Consider the following 15848-nt stretch of genomic DNA (forward strand, 5'->3'; position numbering starts at 1 on the left):
CCCTGCCATTATGTAATGTGTGGTTGCCAAAGTTAGGCAGTATACCAGCGCCTACGATGTCGCAAGTACCGCGCCCACCCGCAACAGAGGCCGGCCCCGAGGTTCCATCTCCATGACAGAATTCCCCACCATAGAGCAGTACATTGGCAATACACCTCTGGTGCGATTGCAGCGGCTGGATAACAGCAGCAACACGATTCTGCTAAAACTTGAGGGCAATAATCCGGCCGGTTCGGTCAAGGATCGCCCCGCGATGAGCATGATAGCGCGCGCGGAGGCCCGCGGCGACATTCAGCCTGGAGATACCCTGATTGAGGCGACCAGTGGCAATACCGGTATTGCGCTGGCGATGGCTGCGGCTATTCGCGGCTATAAAATGATACTGATCATGCCGAGCCACATGAGTGCAGAGCGCAAACTGGCCATGGCCGCTTACGGCGCGACCTTGCTTGAAGTCAGTCAGGAAGAGGGGATGGAAGGCGCGCGAGACTTGGCACTTGCTATGCAAGAGCGCGGAGAGGGTAAGGTGCTGGACCAGTTCGCCAATGCGGATAACCCCTTGGCACACTACGAGGGAACCGGCCCCGAAATCTGGGAGCAGTCCGGAGGACGTATTACCCACTTCGTCAGTTCCATGGGAACCACCGGCACCATTATGGGCGTGTCGCGCTACTTGAAAGAGCAAAACCCCGCCATTCAAGTGGTGGGGCTTCAACCTCAGGATGGTTCAAGCATTCCGGGGATTCGTCGTTGGCCCGAGGCTTACTTGCCCAGCATCTTCGATGCGCAGCGTGTTGACCAGGTTATGGATATTGATCAGCAGACGGCGGAGGAGACCATGCGAGCGTTAGCGGCTCAAGAGGGTATTTTCTGTGGTGTCTCGTCTGGCGGTGCAGTGGCCGGGGCCTTACGCCTCAGTCAGACTGTCGAAAATGCTGTGATCGTTGCGATTATCTGTGATCGCGGTGATCGCTACTTGTCGACCGGCGTGTTCGACAGCACATTGAATTAAGTTGCATCGCGCTGTGAGGCGCCCAGGGTTAGCGTCATGGTAAAAGTCCGCGAGGATTATCCCCAATTGCAGAATGGCCGCGTGGACTTGCCACGTTGGATCGACCGTCTGCCCATTGACCGCAATATCGTCAATAGCGAGGAACTGCTGCGTGCGTTCCAGCTCGCCGAGCACTGTGCCGAGTTACCGGATGCCGGTCCCAGTAGTGTGGTCGATGAAGACGGCAGCAGCCTGTTTACCGCACTGGAAATGGTGGAAATCCTGGCGGACCTGCATCTTGATCAGGACAGCTTGGTTGCTGCGGCGCTTTACCGCGCGGTGCGTGAGGAACGACTGCCATTAGAGCAATTGCAGCGAGACTTTGGTCAGTCTGTGGCTAAGTTAGTCGAGGGGGTGCTCGGCATGGCGGCGATTTCCAGGGTTAATGCCGAGCTGGATTTGCCTGTGCTGGGACAGTCTGAGGCCCAGAGCGAAACCATACGCAAAATGCTGGTGGCGCTTGTCGATGATGTACGCGTGGCGTTGATCAAGCTGGCGGAGCGGACCTCGGCGATTCGCGCGGTGAAGGATCGGCCCGACAAGCGGTATCGGGTTGCCCGTGAAGTCTTTGATATATATGCCCCTCTGGCACATCGCTTGGGGATAGGTCACATCAAGTGGGAGCTGGAAGACCTCAGTTTCCGCTACCTGCAACCCTCCGCCTATAAAAAAATCGCAAAGTTACTCGACGAAAAGCGCCTGGATCGCCAGCGCTATATCGACGACGTTATCAGCCGACTATTTGCAGCACTGGAAGTTGAAGGTATTGATGCGGATATTGCCGGCAGGGCGAAGCACATATACAGCATTTGGCGGAAAATGCAGCGCAAGGGCATTGGTTTCTCGCAGGTCTACGATATTCGCGCAGTGCGGGTGCTCGTGGACGATGTGAAGTCCTGCTATACCGTGCTGGGTCTGGTTCACGGCCTGTGGCGCAATGTACCGAATGAGTTTGACGACTACATCGCCAACCCCAAGGAAAATGGCTATCGCTCGCTACATACGGCAGTGATCGGCCCTGAAGGGAAGGTGTTGGAAATACAGATTCGCACCCGTTCCATGCATGAAGAAGCGGAGTTCGGTGTCTGCTCGCACTGGATGTACAAAGGCGCAGACAAGACGGCGAAGAACAACAACAGTTACGACGAAAAAATTGCCTGGTTGCGGCAAGTACTGGATTGGCACGAGGAGAGCGGCAGCAGCAGTGACGTGGCCGAGCAGTTTACCCGAGCCCAGGACCGCGTGTATGTCTTCACGCCTGACGGGCATGTGGTCAATCTGCAAAACGGCGCGACTCCCCTGGATTTCGCCTATCACATTCACACCGAAGTCGGTAACCGTTGTCGGGGTGCGAAGGTGAACGGCAGAATTGTGCCGCTGACCTATACACTGAATACCGGCGAGCGCGTTGAAATTCTCACGGGTAAAGACAGCGAGCCTCGTCGAGACTGGTTGCAGAGTAACCTGGGTTATCTCAAAACCAGCCGGGCCCGGACCAAAGTGCAGCACTGGTTTCGTCAGCAGGCGAAAGAGGACAATATCACCGCCGGTCGTGCCTTGCTGGAGAAAGAATTTCGGCGTTTGGCGCTCAATAGCGTCGACTACAAGTACATCGCCGATCAGGCGCATTGCGCCAGTGTCGAAGATATGTATGCGGCGGTCGGCTCGGGTGAAATCAGCACATTACAACTTGTGCGTATTGCCCACCAGCTTGCCGGGCAGAACGATTCGCAAAGCGAAGAGCAGTTGCTGCGTTTGCGGGCGCCTACCCGCAAGGGCAAAGACAGCAACAAAGTACGCATCAGCGGTGTGGGCAATCTGCTCACCCATTTTGCGCGGTGCTGCAAGCCGCTGCCTGGCGAGGCGATTGCCGGTTACATTACGGTTGGGCGCGGAGTCAGTGTGCACCGACAGGATTGCAGCAAGCTGCTCCAGCTCCAGAGCGTAGAGCCGCACCGGATTATTGCTGTGGACTGGGAGCAGGAGCAGATCGACACCTATCCCGTCGATATCGAATTGCAGGCTTTCGACCGTCAGGGGCTGCTGCGGGATATCACCTTGCAGCTGGCCACCGAGAAAGTGAATGTCGTGTCTCTGAATACGGTAACCGATACCGCGCAGCATATGGCGACAATGCGCATCCGCTTGGAAATCAGTGATGTGGCTGCGTTGTCAGGATTGCTGAATCGCCTGAATGGGCTGCCCAACGTGGTGTCTGTTGAGCGGGTTCGGGAGGGCGGATGACTGCTGCACGCTTCAGTCTTGATGACCTCCGTTACCTGATGGCGCGCCTGCGCGACCCTGAAGACGGCTGCCCCTGGGATTTGAAGCAGGACTTTCAGAGCATCGTGCCTCACACGCTGGAAGAAACGTATGAGTTGGCGGATGCCATTGCCTCTGAAGACCTCGACCAGATTCGCCAGGAAATGGGCGATGTACTATTCCAGCTGATTTTCTACAGTCGTTTGGCGGAAGAGCAGTCTGCATTTGATTTCGATGACGTCGTAGACGGTATCACCTGCAAGCTGCTCAGACGTCACCCCCATGTGTTTCCGGCTGGCACCCTTGAGAGCCGTCGGAGCAGTGATGCCCCGGAAGAGGCGCAGATCAAGCAGCGTTGGGAAGAAATCAAAGCCGAAGAGCGAGGCGAGAAAGCCCAGCACAGTGCGCTGGACGATATTCCCCAGGCGCTGCCTGCCGCCAGTCGCGCCAGTAAACTGCAAAAGCGCGCAAGCCAGCTTGGGTTTGACTGGGAAAATATTGAGGGCGTTGTAGACGCACTGCACGATGAGCTGGCAGAGCTGCGCGAGGCCATGCAGGCCGGAGAGCAGGCTGCTATCGAGGATGAATTGGGGGATGTGCTGTTTTCCGTCGTTAACCTCAGTAGACATCTCGGTCTGGATGCCGAAGCGACGCTCCGCAAAGCGGGTCAGAAGTTTGAACGCCGGTTTCGTTTTGTTGAGGCGCGGGCGGAAGAAGGTGAGGGCGTCAGTGCCACGCCCCGCAGCCAGCTAGAAGATTTCTGGCGCGAGGCGAAGGAAGCTGGGCTGTAAGCTGGCCCGGCAAGTCCCGTTTCAGTGCTTGTTCTGCTCCTGACTGAGGTGTTTTTCCGCGAGACTTAGATACCGCGGAGTGGGCCCCACGTCCTCATACATTGGATCACCCAGCTCATCCGTGGCAACGATTTTGTCCCCGCGAACGTAGGGCATCATGCTTTCCACCTCATTCAGCGATGCGCTGAGCAGGTCCGTAATCAGCTCTTCAATATCCCGGCGGGGATACAGCTCAGCCAGTGCTTTCAGCTTGGCAGCATCCTCTACCGGTAGTCTGACCCGGTACTCTTCCTGGGTTAGTGTGCCGCTGGCCGTTTTTTCCCAGAGCGATAACAGTTCACGCAGTTTCATTGCTACTCCCGTGCTTGCTGGCTTAGTCACTCTAATACTAGGCCTGTTGCCGGAAAAAGCACCAGCAACAGGGCTGTGAATTCTACGTCTGTTGGGTATGAAAGGGCCGTGTTAGAGTGGTTGAGTTAGCTATCCTCGACTTTCGTAGACTTGTGCCTCGCCCCATAGCTGTGTATCGTTGCAGCCATTAAATGCTGCTCGAAACTGCACTACACCGTGCGTTTGCACCGATAATCTGTACACCGGATATTCCCGCGAGCTTTGACTGAAAGCGCACTCGCGGCGTTAAGCTATCACCTTGATCTGGCAGTGACTCGTGCGGCTCATTCCGCTTTTACCATGCTTTGGGAGTTAGACCATGCGCGTAATTTTGTTAGGGCCTCCGGGGGCCGGAAAAGGGACTCAGGCCCAATTCATTACCGAGAAATTCGGTATCCCCCAGATCTCTACCGGTGACATGCTTCGTGCCGCAGTAAAAGCGGGTTCGGAACTGGGTTTGAAAGTGAAGGACATTATGGCCTCAGGCGGCCTGGTGTCTGATGACATTATTATCGCGTTGGTCAAAGAGCGCATTACGCAGGAAGACTGCGTCAATGGTTTCCTGTTCGACGGCTTCCCCCGCACGATTCCTCAGGCAGAAGCGCTGCAGAGTGCCGGTGTGACGATCGATCATGTGCTCGAAATTGCAGTGGCTGACGAAGAAATCGTTACTCGCATGAGTGGACGTCGGACCCATGAGTCATCGGGTCGGACTTACCATGTTGTCTACAATCCGCCCAAAGAAGAGGGCAAGGATGATTTGACCGGTGAGCCGCTGATTCAGCGCGAAGACGATAAAGAAGAAACCGTCCGCAATCGTTTGAATGTCTATCACGAGCAAACCAAGCCGCTGGTCAATTTCTACAGCGAGCTGGGTGGCGACGATGCGCCGAAGTACGCTCGCATTGACGGCGTAGGCAGTGTCGATGAAATTACCCGCCGCGTGCTGGAGGCCCTGCAGGGCTGACGTTTACGCAGTATCAAAACGGCGCCTAAATGGCGCCGTTTTTGTATCTGTTGAGAAAGACTAAAAACGGATTGTCTGGATTTTCGTATAATCCCCGCAATAGTTTTTTATCTGTGGATATATAGCATATGAAGTCTGCGCTGGTTTTCATCAATCTCGGTACGCCCGACAGCCCATCGACCCGCGATGTACGGCGCTTTCTCAAGGAGTTTCTCTCTGACCGCCGGGTTGTTGAGGTGCCATGGCTTATTTGGCAGCTTATCCTCCGCCTGATTATCCTGCCCTTTCGCTCGCCGCGTGTATCGAAGGCTTACCGACAAATCTGGTTTGGCGATACCTCCCCGCTCAAGCATTTTTCTTCAAGCCTGGTTGAAGGGGTGCGAGAAAAAGTTACTCAGAGTTACCCGGATGCGGATATCGACGTGCGCTTGGCGATGACGTATTGCGCGCCGAGTCTAGATAGCCAAATCAAAGCTCTTTGCGATGCCGGTGTGGAAAATATTTTGTTTGTGCCGTTGTATCCGCAGTATTCCGCAACCACAACCGCCGCTGCATTGGATGCCATTGCCCGCAGTTTTAGCAACATCCGTAATATTCCTCAGTGGTCCTGGGTCAGAAACTACCACCATCACCCAGATTACATTGCGGCCTTAGGAGAGAGTGTCAGAGCGCATTGGCAGCAGCATGGGCGTGCCGAGAAGCTGCTGATGTCATTTCATGGGATCCCAAAGCGGAATATTGAATTGGGTGACCCGTATGAGCAGCATTGCGAGGAAACTGCTGGCGCCGTCGCGAAATATCTTGGCTTAAGCGATGAACAATGGCTGCTGACTTATCAGTCCAGGCTGGGTAAGGCAGAGTGGTTGACGCCCTACACGGACAAAACGGTAGAGTCGTTGCCGGGGCAGGGTTGCAAGAGCCTCGACGTCATGTGCCCGGCGTTCGCAGTGGAATGCCTGGAAACATTGGAAGAGATTGATGGCGAAGCCAAGGAAATTTTTACGCATCATGGCGGTGAAGCGTTCAACTACATTCCTTGCTTGAATGATTCTGATGCCCACCAGCAGTTTATGCTGGAGCTGTGTCGCCCTTTCCTGGATAGCGTCACAGGCAAAGGCGTCCACTAAGTAACATTTGTTTGTTTGTGTGTTATTTTGTCGATGCACCCTGCATAACTAATTAGGAGAATAACAATGCCAGGCAAAACGCAACTCTCTGATCTTGTTAAGAAGGCCGAGGATGGTTTGCGCAGGGTTGAGGGGATGATTGACCGAGAGCGCAAGACACTGAGCGAGGCGAAGAAAAAATGGGAGAGCGCACAGGCAAAAGCCAAAGCGTCCACTCGTGCCGCTGAACAAAATGCGGTTAAACGGACAAAAGCCGCTGTAGATAAGGCGAATCAGCGACTAAAGACGCTTCGTGGGCAAATGGACGAGGGGCGCGCGAATCTCTCCGACTCGCGTGTTCTCGCTAAGATCAAAGCTTCTGAGGTTGCGGTTCGACAGAAGCTTGAAGAGCGGGCCAGTGCCTTGGCGAGTCGAACCGAGGCAGATCTTGCCAAAGCGGTGAAAGCTTTCGAACAGCGGTTTATGAAAAAGCGTGCAATAGAAGATAAAAACAAACTTGCTGATATTGAGAAAAGCTTGCAGGCCAAGCATCGTCAGGCCGTGAAGCAATTGGCCTCGAAATTAAATGACCCGGAGGTTTTGCAGGAATCCGCGGCGCCTGGCGGCAGAAAACAAAAGGCCGTCGTAAAAAAGACAACTGCAGGCAAGAAGAAAGCGCCGGGCAAACAGGCCACTGCCAAAAAGGCGGTCGCGCCTAAAGGCGCGATGAAGAAAAAGGCCGCTAAAAAGACGACTGCCAAGTAAAGCCGTTGTAAAAAAGAAAGCAGATGCCCCCAAACGCGTGGCAAAAAAGGCCTCTGCGAAGAAAGCTGCGGCCAAAGCCAAGACAGCAAATTAAAATCACTCCCGCCGCCCATTTTATCGCGGGCCTGCCTTGCGGCCCGCTGCTTCAGTGCTCATAATAGCCGCCCTCATTTGCGCCTCCGCGCCGACAATTTCACGTGGCCTATCGTAGGGGTCACCACTGACAAGGATTCAGGCAATGCCCGTTATTACCCTCCCAGACAACAGTATCCGAGAATTTGATGCGCCGATCAGTGTTGAAGGCGTTGCAGCAGACATCGGTCCCGGTTTGGCCAAAGCTGCCCTGGCTGGGCGCGTCGATGGTCGACTGGTCGATACCAGCTATGTGATTGAGCACGACGCTGAGCTGGCAATTATCACTGATCGTGACGAAGATGGCCTGGAGGTCATTCGTCATTCCACCGCCCACCTGATGGCGATGGCTGTACAGGACCTGTTTCCCGGTGCCCAGGTAACGATCGGGCCGACCGTCGAGGACGGTTTTTACTACGATTTTGCTTTTGAGCGAGCATTCACACCGGAAGATCTCGAGAAAATCGAGGCGCGCATGGAAGAAATTGCCGCACAAGACTTGCCGGTCGATCGTGTCGTGATGCCGCGTGATGACGCTGCCGCGCTGTTTGCTGGTATGGGTGAAGAATACAAGGTTCAAATCATCAAGGAATTGCCGGAAGGCGAGGAGATCTCACTTTACCGTCAGGGTGAGTGGATGGATCTCTGTCGCGGGCCACATGTTCCCAGTACCGGTAAGCTCAAAGCGTTCAAATTGACGAAGGTCGCGGGAGCATACTGGCGTGGTGACCATAATAACGCCATGCTTCAGCGGATTTACGGCACGGCCTGGCCGAACAAGAAAGCACTGAAAGCTTATCTCAATCGTATTGCCGAGGCGGAAAAGCGTGACCACCGCAAAGTAGGTAAGAAATTAGACCTCTTCCATATGCAGGAAGAAGCGCCGGGTATGGTGTTCTGGCACCCCAAAGGTTGGAGTATCTATCAGGCCGTAGAGCAGTACATGCGTGAGCAGCAGCGTCGCCAGGGTTATCAGGAGATCAAGACGCCGCAGGTCGTGGACATTTCATTGTGGGAAAAATCTGGCCACGCTGACAAATTCAGCGATGGTATGTTCCGGCTGAGTGCTGATGAGCGGGAGTTCGCGGTTAAGCCGATGAACTGCCCCTGCCATGTCCAGGTATTTAATCAGGGCTTGCGCAGCTACCGTGACCTGCCGCTTAGATTGGCCGAATTTGGGTCCTGTCACCGCAATGAACCGTCGGGCTCCTTGCACGGTATTATGCGTGTGCGCGGCTTTACCCAGGATGATGCCCATATTTTCTGTGCAGAAGAATCGATTCAGGTCGAAGTGGCGCAGTTCATCGACTTTCTGCACGATGTCTATGATGACTTCGGTTTTACCGAGGTGATTTACCGTCTGTCGACGCGTCCCGAGCAGCGGGTCGGTAGTGACGAAGACTGGGATCGTGCTGAACAGGCACTTGCTCTGGCGCTGGACAGCAAGTCGCTGCCTTGGGAGGAGCTGCCGGGTGAGGGTGCGTTCTATGGGCCAAAAATTGAGTTCTCGCTCAAGGACTGCATTGGCCGGGTATGGCAGTTGGGAACGATTCAGGTCGATTTTTCAATGCCGGGTCGTCTCGGTGCCCAGTATGTGGATGAGTCAGGACAGCGTCGCACGCCAGTTATGTTGCACCGGGCGATCCTCGGTTCCTTTGAGCGCTTTATCGGTATTTTGATCGAGCATTACGAAGGCGCATTCCCTCTGTGGTTGGCGCCAGTGCAGGCGGTCATCTGTAATATTACCGATGCCCAGGCAGAATATGTCACTGAAGTAGAAGAATTCCTGCAAGATCGAGGGTTTAGAGCCGAGTCGGACTTGAGAAATGAGAAGATCGGCTTTAAAATCCGCGAGCACACCATACAGAAGGTGCCGTATATCCTTGTCGTGGGCGACAAGGAAGTTGAAAACCGAACTGTAGCGGTGCGCGCAAGAGGTGGTGAAGACTTGGGTTCCTTGTCATTTGACGAGCTGAATCAGGTTCTCACTGACGGCGTGACTGCTCGCAGTCGTGCAAATTCGGAGAGTTAGCAATTAAACGCGATAACGGAAAAGGGCGCAGTAAACGCGCACTGATAAACCAAGATATCGAAGCCAGCGAAGTCAGACTGATTGACGCTGAAGGCAACCAGGTTGGAATCGTTCCCCTTTCTCAGGCATTGACTGCCGCACAGGAAGCGGAGTTGGATCTGGTGCAGATTGCGGACTCTGATCCGGTAGTCTGTAAAATCATGGACTACGGCAAACATGTTTTCGAGGCCAAAAAGCAGCAAGCAGCGGCCCGAAAAAACCAGGTTCGTACTCAGGTTAAGGAAATCAAATTCCGACCTGGGACGGATGACGGGGATTATCAGGTAAAACTGCGCAACCTGATACGTTTCCTCGAGCACGGGGACAAGGCCAAAGTAACGCTACGTTACCGCGGTCGTGAGATGGCCCACCAGGAACTAGGCATGCAGTTGCTGCAGCGAGTGGAAGCAGACCTCGCTGAGTACGGCGCTGTAGAGCAATATCCGAAGATGGAAGGCCGTCAATTGACAATGGTTATCGCCCCCAAAAAGAAAAAGCAGTGAGCTCATAGGGCCTGCTTGAACGATTGATACAAATGCGGAGTATCTAACGATGCCAAAAGTAAAAGTACACAGTGGGGCGGCTAAGCGCTTCAAGAAAACCGGAAGCGGCTACAAGCGTAAAAGCGCTCACAAAAGTCACATCCTGACCAAGATGACCACCAAGCGTAAGCGTCAGCTGCGTGGCACCAGTGCTGTCCATAAGTCGGACAAGGTTCTGGTCGACCGCATGCTTCGCGCTATCTGATTACCGTCATCATTTTAAGAAGGAATAGACTATGCCCCGCGTAAAACGTGGTGTGACTGCACACCGTCGTCACAAAAAAATTCTGAAACAAGCCAAGGGTTACTATGGTGCGCGCTCGCGTATCTACCGTGTTGCCAAGCAGGCGGTAATCAAAGCAGGTCAATACGCTTACCGTGACCGTCGCGTTAAGAAGCGTACTTTCCGCGCTCTGTGGATCACCCGCATCAATGCCGCCTCTCGTGCCAACGGCTTGACCTACAGCCGCCTGATCGCTGGCCTGAAAAAGGCGGAAATCGGTCTGGACCGTCGCGTACTGGCCGATCTGGCTGTGCACGACAAAGAAGCCTTTGCTGCCGTGGTAGAACGCGCGAAAACAGCTCTGGCCTAATTTCAGCCTTCCGTTTCGCGGAAGCTGAAATCGCAATCAGATAGGGAAAGGGCGTCGCTCTTTCCCTATTTTTTTTCCGGGCGGGTAACGCCCAATGATGATAACGCCTGGTACCTGAGTCGGGAGTGGGTAATGGAGAATCTTGAAGCCTTGGCCGCCGAGGCCGCAGCAAAAATTGCCGCTGCGGAGGAAGGACGAGCGCTGGAGCAACTGCGGGTTGATTACCTCGGTAAGAAGGGGCAGATCACCGAGCTGCTGAAAGGGCTGGGGAAGCTGTCTGCTGAAGAGCGGCCCGCTGCCGGTGCAGAAATAAACCGCGTTAAACAGACGCTGGCCGAGCAGATCGCCGAAAGAAAAGCGGCTCTGGAATCTGCTGCGATTGCCGCCAAACTCGCGGCAGAGACCATCGATGTCACTCTGCCGGGCAGAGGGCAGCAATTGGGCGGCTTGCACCCGGTGACGCTAACAATCGCCCGTATCAGCGAATTTTTTGGCGGTATTGGCTTCGATGTGGCTGAAGGGCCTGAGATCGAAGATGACTACCACAACTTTGAAGCGCTCAATATTCCTGCTCACCATCCGGCGCGGGCAATGCACGATACCTTCTACGTGAGTGAGGGCACCGTGCTACGTACACATACGTCGCCGGTACAGGTGCGAGTGATGGAAAGTAGCGAACCGCCGCTGAAGCTGATTTGCCCCGGTCGTGTGTATCGTTGTGACTCCGACCTGACTCATACGCCGATGTTTCATCAGGTTGAGGGGCTGTTGGTAGACAAAGAAAGCAGTTTTGCCGACCTGAAGGGTATGCTCGAATCGTTTCTGCGCGCCTTCTTTGAAAAGGACCTGGCCGTCCGCTTTCGGCCCTCGTATTTCCCTTTTACTGAACCTTCAGCGGAAGTCGATATTCAGTGCGTAATGTGTGGTGGAGACGGTTGCCGGGTATGTAGCCACACTGGCTGGATTGAAATTTTGGGCTGCGGAATGGTCCACCCCAAAGTCTTTGAATACTCCAAAATCGATCCGGAACAATACTCAGGCTTTGCCTTTGGTATCGGCGTAGAGCGCTTGGCAATGTTGCGTTATGGGGTGAATGACCTGCGATTATTTTTCGAGAACGACCTGCAGTTCCTCGGGCAGTTTAACTAGCGATTTCTCTGGCGCGCAGGCTGTAGCCTGCAACGGTAGACAGTGATAACGGATAGAGCATGAAATTCAGTGAGCAGTGGTTACGGGAATGGGTGAATCCGGGCATCGACAGCGATGACCTGTCGGCGCAGCTGACAATGGCTGGGCTTGAGGTTGACGCTATGGAGCCCGTTGCCGGCGCGTTTACCGGCGTGGTAGTCGCAGAAATTGTTGATGCGCAGCAACACCCTGATGCCGATAAGTTGCGTGTTTGTCAGGTCAGCGACGGTGAGCAGCGATATCAAATTGTTTGTGGGGCATCCAACGCCCGCCCGGGAATAAAAATTCCCATGGCGAAGGTTGGGGCTGTGCTGCCTGGCGATTTCAAAATCAAGAAAGCCAAGCTGCGCGGTGTGGAGTCCTTCGGCATGCTGTGCGCTGAGCAAGAGCTGGGTATGGCTGAACAGTCCGATGGCCTTATGGAGCTGCCCAGTGATGCGCCTCTGGGTGACGACATGCGTCATTACCTTGGCCTAGATGATCGGCTGTTTGAGCTGGGGTTGACCCCAAACCGGGCAGACTGCCTCAGTATTCGTGGGGTGGCCCGCGAAGTGGCTGCTCTGAATACCATGCCGTTTGCCGAGCCCGCACAGGCGGCAGCGCCTGTTGCGATTGCCGACGTGCCGTCGGTCTCTATTGCTGCGCCAGCGGATTGTGCGCGCTATGCGGCACGTATTGTACGCGGGATTCGTCCCGGCGTGGAAAGCCCGCTATGGTTGCAAGAGAAACTGCGCCGCAGTGGCGTGCGCAGCATTGACGCGGTAGTGGATATCACCAATTTTGTCATGCTGGAGCTGGGGCAGCCCATGCATGCTTTCGATTTGTCTACGCTGTCCGGTGGCATTTGTGTGCGTCATGCCGTCGAAGGGGAGTCGCTGGAGCTGCTGGATGGCCAGACCCTCAGCTTAAACGGCGACAGTCTGGTGATCGCCGACGATGAAAAAGCCTTGGCTTTGGCCGGTATTATGGGCGGCGAGCAAAGTGCAGTCAGCAGCAATACCACCGACTTGCTGCTGGAGTCGGCGTTCTTTACCCCAGAGAAATTGGCGGGGCGTGCTCGCAGTTACGGCTTGCATACGGATTCCTCGCACCGCTTTGAGCGCGGAGTGGACTACGAGTTAGTCGAGCGCGCGATGGAGCGGGCCACTAACCTTATCCTCGAGATTTGTGGAGGAGAAGCCGGTCCGATTGTGGTGGAAGAAAGCGAGGCGCTTCCTGTGCGAGGCGACGTTTCATTGCGGGAATCGCGCATCGAAAAAATGCTGGGGCTGGCTCTGTTGCCGAAGGATGTAGAGCAAATCCTGACCGGATTGGGAATGGCAGTGGTGCGCACCGAGCAGGGGTGGACGGTAACGCCGCCCAGCTGGCGCTTTGATATCGCGATTGAAGTCGATCTGTTGGAAGAGCTCGCGCGCATTTACGGTTACAACCGGCTGCCTGTGAAGCCGGTGTATTCGGCATTGGATATTTCGCCATCGAATGAAGCGGATCGCTCACCCATGGAGCTGCGCCAGCAACTGGTTTCCCGTGGTTATCAGGAAGTGATCAGTTACAGCTTTGTTGATCCGGTTCTGAATGCGGAGCTGTCTGAGCGTGAAGATTGCGTCACGCTATTGAACCCAATCAGTGCCGATATGGCGCAAATGCGTGATTCATTGTTGCCGGGGTTGCTGAAAACGGCGGAGTACAACAGCAAGCGCCAACAGTCGCGGCTGCGTTTCTTTGAAATCGGACAACGCTTTGAGCCGGGTGAAACGCTCGCACAGGTTCCGACGCTCGCAGCTTTGCTCTCCGGCCGTCGAGAGCCGGAAAGCTGGTGCGGTTCTGGTGACTTGCTGGATTTCTTCGATCTGAAAGGCGACCTGGAAGCCCTGATGGCGCCCGCAGCGGCACCGCTGAGTTTCAAGGCGGCGCAGCACAAAGCGCTGCATCCCGGGCAGACCGCAAATATCTGGAATGGCGACAAGCGGGTAGGGCGTATCGGTGCACTCCATCCCAGCCTGCAGGCGAAGCTTGATCTGCCCAACCCGGTGTATTTCTTTGAAATCGATCTGGATGTGCTGCTTGCGCGAACGGTGCCTGCGTTTGCGCCGGTATCTCGCTATCCCGAAGTGCGTCGCGATATTGCCGTTATTCTTCCGCGCGATATGGCGGCGAGCGATGTACTCTCGGCCGTGGAAAATGCGGCTGGAGAGGCTCTGGTCAACTTGAAGCTCTTTGATATTTATGAGGGTAAAGGTATTGATCCAGAAAGAAAAAGCATGGGGCTGGGCTTGACGTACCGGGATTCATCACGCACTCTTACCGAGGAAGAAGTCACCCAGTCTGTCGAAGCGGTTGTGCGGTCTTTGCAGGAACGCTTCGGTGCCAGTCTAAGGAACTGAATGCGATGACGTCCCTCACCAAGGCAGAAATGGCCGAGCGTCTCTATGAAGAGCTCGGTCTCAACAAGCGTGAGGCGAAAGAACTGGTCGAGTTGTTTTTTGAGCAGATTCGCCACTGTTTAGAGAATAATGAACAGGTCAAAATTTCCGGTTTTGGCAATTTTGATCTGCGCGACAAAAGTCAGCGCCCTGGGCGCAACCCGAAGACCGGCGAAGAAATTCCGATATCCGCACGGCGCGTGGTGACATTCCGGCCAGGCCAGAAATTAAAATCCAGGGTAGAGGACTATGCTGGAACCAAGTCATAACGACGAACTGCCACCGATTCCCGGTAAGCGCTATTTCACTATCGGTGAAGTCAGCGAACTGTGCTCTGTAAAGCCACATGTGTTGCGGTATTGGGAGCAGGAATTCCCGCAGTTAGCGCCGGTAAAGCGGAGAGGGAATCGTCGCTATTACCAGCATCAGGACGTGCTGATGATTCGGCAGATCCGCAGTTTGCTGTATGAGCAAGGGTACACCATTGGTGGCGCGCGTCAGCGCATGTCCGGTGATGAAGCCAAAGAGGATTCATTGCAGTCTAAACAGCTTATTCGTCAAATGCTTACAGAGCTGGAAGAATTAGCAAAACTTCTGAAAAGATAGTTCACAGAACCGTATTCTTGGGGTATGATTCGTGCCCTCATTTCGGGGCGTAGCGCAGTCTGGTAGCGCACCACACTGGGGGTGTGGGGGTCGCAGGTTCGAATCCTGCCGTTCCGACCATTACATGAAAGGGTCGCCATAAGGCGGCCCTTTTTTGTTTGCCTCTCTTTTGTTCTTCTTCACTCCCCACTCCCTGCCTGACAGTTGGCGAATCCAGGCGTCTGGGGCTTAGTCCTGCATGACGGTTTGCCGTTACGGTGGGCCGGCTTTTTGTTGGTAGAAAAAAACTTAACGCTAACGAAATTGGTATAACGCTTTTCCGGGGCGCTTTATTGCTAAGCCACTGAATGAATTTAAAAAATATCTTTCCCTCGTCGTCAGTATGGCGCCCCTATGTTACATGTGTTAGAAAAAAGAGGCTTTTGTGAATCTAGTCACTATATTCAATACGTAGTTACGCGTATTATCGCTACGTATAACGAGAAAAAGTCGGTCTGAGAACCGATAAAGACAAGAATAAGCCGGCTATTGAGTTGGTGATTGGATCACGTCTGGAGGACTTACCGTGAAATTAATATCTATAAAAAAACTGTCGTTGGCGGCTGCTGTCGCATCGGCGTCTTCATTTTCTACAGCGGGTCCGCTCGCTCCTATCCTTGACCCCCTGGCATCAAGCCTGGCGGGAACTCCGCTAGAAGCTCTGGTTGGCCCCTTGGGCGAGTTGGATGCGCAGTTGTCTGCGCTGGACTCCGGTAGCAATCCGCTGCAGCCGGTGCTGGATCAACTGGGAAGTGCGGGTGGTGACAACCCCCTCCAGCCGATTCTGGACCAATTGCAGGGCGCTGCTGGTGGCGGTGATAACCCGCTGCAACCGCTGCTTGACCAACTGCAAGGTGCCGGTGGTGGCGACAACCCGCTGCAACCCTTGCTGGATCAACTGGCCGGCCTGAGTGGCGGCGCT

The 15848-nt window shown here is 54.6% G+C and carries 16 protein-coding genes and 1 tRNA gene; 16 read left to right on the plus strand and 1 reads right to left on the minus strand.

Translation table 11 applies throughout. The features are described from left to right. The first annotated feature begins 112 nt into the window (after positions 1 to 112). The 3 genes from cysM to mazG are packed head-to-tail and all read left to right on the plus strand — an operon-like array spanning position 113 to position 4104. Positions 113 to 1012 carry a cysteine synthase CysM gene (gene cysM / locus G411_RS0117485; protein ID WP_022960507.1) on the plus strand — a complete coding sequence of 300 codons (900 nt, stop codon included), beginning with the start codon at positions 113 to 115 and terminating at the stop codon, positions 1010 to 1012. Between the two features lie 36 nt (positions 1013 to 1048). Next, positions 1049 to 3295 (plus strand): GTP diphosphokinase, encoded by a 2247-nt coding sequence (gene relA / locus G411_RS0117490; protein ID WP_022960508.1) that lies wholly within the window; start codon positions 1049 to 1051, stop codon positions 3293 to 3295. Continuing rightward, positions 3292 to 4104, plus strand: a complete 813-nt coding sequence (gene mazG, locus G411_RS0117495; RefSeq protein WP_022960509.1) for a nucleoside triphosphate pyrophosphohydrolase — start codon at positions 3292 to 3294, stop codon at positions 4102 to 4104. The genes relA and mazG overlap by 4 nt, the downstream gene beginning before the upstream one ends. Before the next feature lie 21 nt (positions 4105 to 4125). Here mazG and G411_RS0117500 read toward each other — a convergent pair whose 3' ends face one another. After that, positions 4126 to 4455: a hypothetical protein gene (locus G411_RS0117500; protein ID WP_022960510.1), complete on the minus strand. Its 330-nt coding sequence runs from the start codon at positions 4453 to 4455 to the stop codon at positions 4126 to 4128. A gap of 358 nt (positions 4456 to 4813) precedes the next feature. Here G411_RS0117500 and adk point away from each other — a divergent pair, with 358 nt between their 5' ends. The 13 genes from adk to G411_RS22225 form a co-directional block, all read left to right on the plus strand. Further along, on the plus strand, positions 4814 to 5461 hold the full coding sequence (gene adk / locus G411_RS0117505) for an adenylate kinase (RefSeq protein ID WP_022960511.1): 648 nt from the start codon (positions 4814 to 4816) through the stop codon (positions 5459 to 5461). A 128-nt stretch (positions 5462 to 5589) separates the two neighbouring features. After that, on the plus strand, positions 5590 to 6588 hold the full coding sequence (hemH, locus tag G411_RS0117510) for a ferrochelatase (protein ID WP_022960512.1): 999 nt from the start codon (positions 5590 to 5592) through the stop codon (positions 6586 to 6588). Between the two features lie 66 nt (positions 6589 to 6654). Then, positions 6655 to 7332, plus strand: a complete 678-nt coding sequence (locus tag G411_RS21690) for a hypothetical protein (protein ID WP_051151383.1) — start codon at positions 6655 to 6657, stop codon at positions 7330 to 7332. A gap of 238 nt (positions 7333 to 7570) precedes the next feature. Next, the gene (thrS, locus tag G411_RS0117520) at positions 7571 to 9496 is read left to right on the plus strand and encodes a threonine--tRNA ligase (protein ID WP_022960513.1); all 1926 of its coding nucleotides are present in this window, start codon (positions 7571 to 7573) and stop codon (positions 9494 to 9496) included. 41 nt (positions 9497 to 9537) lie between these two features. Then, on the plus strand, positions 9538 to 10038 hold the full coding sequence (gene infC / locus G411_RS0117525; protein ID WP_281168410.1) for a translation initiation factor IF-3: 501 nt from the start codon (positions 9538 to 9540) through the stop codon (positions 10036 to 10038). 49 nt (positions 10039 to 10087) lie between these two features. Further along, positions 10088 to 10282 carry a 50S ribosomal protein L35 gene (rpmI, locus tag G411_RS0117530; RefSeq protein WP_022960515.1) on the plus strand — a complete coding sequence of 65 codons (195 nt, stop codon included), beginning with the start codon at positions 10088 to 10090 and terminating at the stop codon, positions 10280 to 10282. Positions 10283 to 10313: 31 nt separating this feature from the next. Next, the gene (rplT, locus tag G411_RS0117535) at positions 10314 to 10670 is read left to right on the plus strand and encodes a 50S ribosomal protein L20 (RefSeq protein WP_022960516.1); all 357 of its coding nucleotides are present in this window, start codon (positions 10314 to 10316) and stop codon (positions 10668 to 10670) included. Positions 10671 to 10802: 132 nt separating this feature from the next. Beyond that, positions 10803 to 11819, plus strand: coding sequence for a phenylalanine--tRNA ligase subunit alpha (gene pheS, locus G411_RS0117540; protein WP_022960517.1), 1017 nt, complete (start codon positions 10803 to 10805; stop codon positions 11817 to 11819). A 59-nt stretch (positions 11820 to 11878) separates the two neighbouring features. Beyond that, positions 11879 to 14242 (plus strand): phenylalanine--tRNA ligase subunit beta, encoded by a 2364-nt coding sequence (gene pheT, locus G411_RS0117545; RefSeq protein WP_022960518.1) that lies wholly within the window; start codon positions 11879 to 11881, stop codon positions 14240 to 14242. 5 nt (positions 14243 to 14247) lie between these two features. Further along, on the plus strand, positions 14248 to 14550 hold the full coding sequence (gene ihfA / locus G411_RS0117550) for an integration host factor subunit alpha (RefSeq protein WP_022960519.1): 303 nt from the start codon (positions 14248 to 14250) through the stop codon (positions 14548 to 14550). Beyond that, the gene (locus G411_RS0117555; protein WP_022960520.1) at positions 14531 to 14887 is read left to right on the plus strand and encodes a MerR family transcriptional regulator; all 357 of its coding nucleotides are present in this window, start codon (positions 14531 to 14533) and stop codon (positions 14885 to 14887) included. Before ihfA ends, G411_RS0117555 begins: the two co-directional genes overlap by 20 nt. Positions 14888 to 14930: 43 nt before the next feature. After that, positions 14931 to 15007, plus strand: a tRNA-Pro gene (locus G411_RS0117560). Positions 15008 to 15452: 445 nt separating this feature from the next. Next, positions 15453 to 15848: hypothetical protein (locus G411_RS22225; protein WP_211218371.1), on the plus strand; the 396-nt coding region annotated here is incomplete at its 3' end.

The sequence above is a fragment of the Spongiibacter tropicus DSM 19543 genome (assembly GCF_000420325.1).
Taxonomy (GTDB): Bacteria; Pseudomonadota; Gammaproteobacteria; order Pseudomonadales; family Spongiibacteraceae; genus Spongiibacter; species Spongiibacter tropicus.

Excerpts from the sequence above, each read along its gene's own strand:
- rplT (WP_022960516.1), top strand. The coding sequence starts at position 10,314 with ATGCCCCGCGTAAAACGTGGTGTGACTGCACACCGTCGTCACAAAAAA.
- relA (WP_022960508.1), top strand. The coding sequence starts at position 1,049 with ATGGTAAAAGTCCGCGAGGATTATCCCCAATTGCAGAATGGCCGCGTG.
- mazG (WP_022960509.1), top strand. The coding sequence starts at position 3,292 with ATGACTGCTGCACGCTTCAGTCTTGATGACCTCCGTTACCTGATGGCG.
- rpmI (WP_022960515.1), top strand. The coding sequence starts at position 10,088 with ATGCCAAAAGTAAAAGTACACAGTGGGGCGGCTAAGCGCTTCAAGAAA.
- cysM (WP_022960507.1), top strand. The coding sequence starts at position 113 with ATGACAGAATTCCCCACCATAGAGCAGTACATTGGCAATACACCTCTG.
- G411_RS0117555 (WP_022960520.1), top strand. The coding sequence starts at position 14,531 with ATGCTGGAACCAAGTCATAACGACGAACTGCCACCGATTCCCGGTAAG.
- adk (WP_022960511.1), top strand. The coding sequence starts at position 4,814 with ATGCGCGTAATTTTGTTAGGGCCTCCGGGGGCCGGAAAAGGGACTCAG.
- hemH (WP_022960512.1), top strand. The coding sequence starts at position 5,590 with ATGAAGTCTGCGCTGGTTTTCATCAATCTCGGTACGCCCGACAGCCCA.
- thrS (WP_022960513.1), top strand. The coding sequence starts at position 7,571 with ATGCCCGTTATTACCCTCCCAGACAACAGTATCCGAGAATTTGATGCG.
- G411_RS21690 (WP_051151383.1), top strand. The coding sequence starts at position 6,655 with ATGCCAGGCAAAACGCAACTCTCTGATCTTGTTAAGAAGGCCGAGGAT.
- pheT (WP_022960518.1), top strand. The coding sequence starts at position 11,879 with ATGAAATTCAGTGAGCAGTGGTTACGGGAATGGGTGAATCCGGGCATC.
- G411_RS0117500 (WP_022960510.1), bottom strand. The coding sequence starts at position 4,455 with ATGAAACTGCGTGAACTGTTATCGCTCTGGGAAAAAACGGCCAGCGGC.
- pheS (WP_022960517.1), top strand. The coding sequence starts at position 10,803 with ATGGAGAATCTTGAAGCCTTGGCCGCCGAGGCCGCAGCAAAAATTGCC.
- ihfA (WP_022960519.1), top strand. The coding sequence starts at position 14,248 with ATGACGTCCCTCACCAAGGCAGAAATGGCCGAGCGTCTCTATGAAGAG.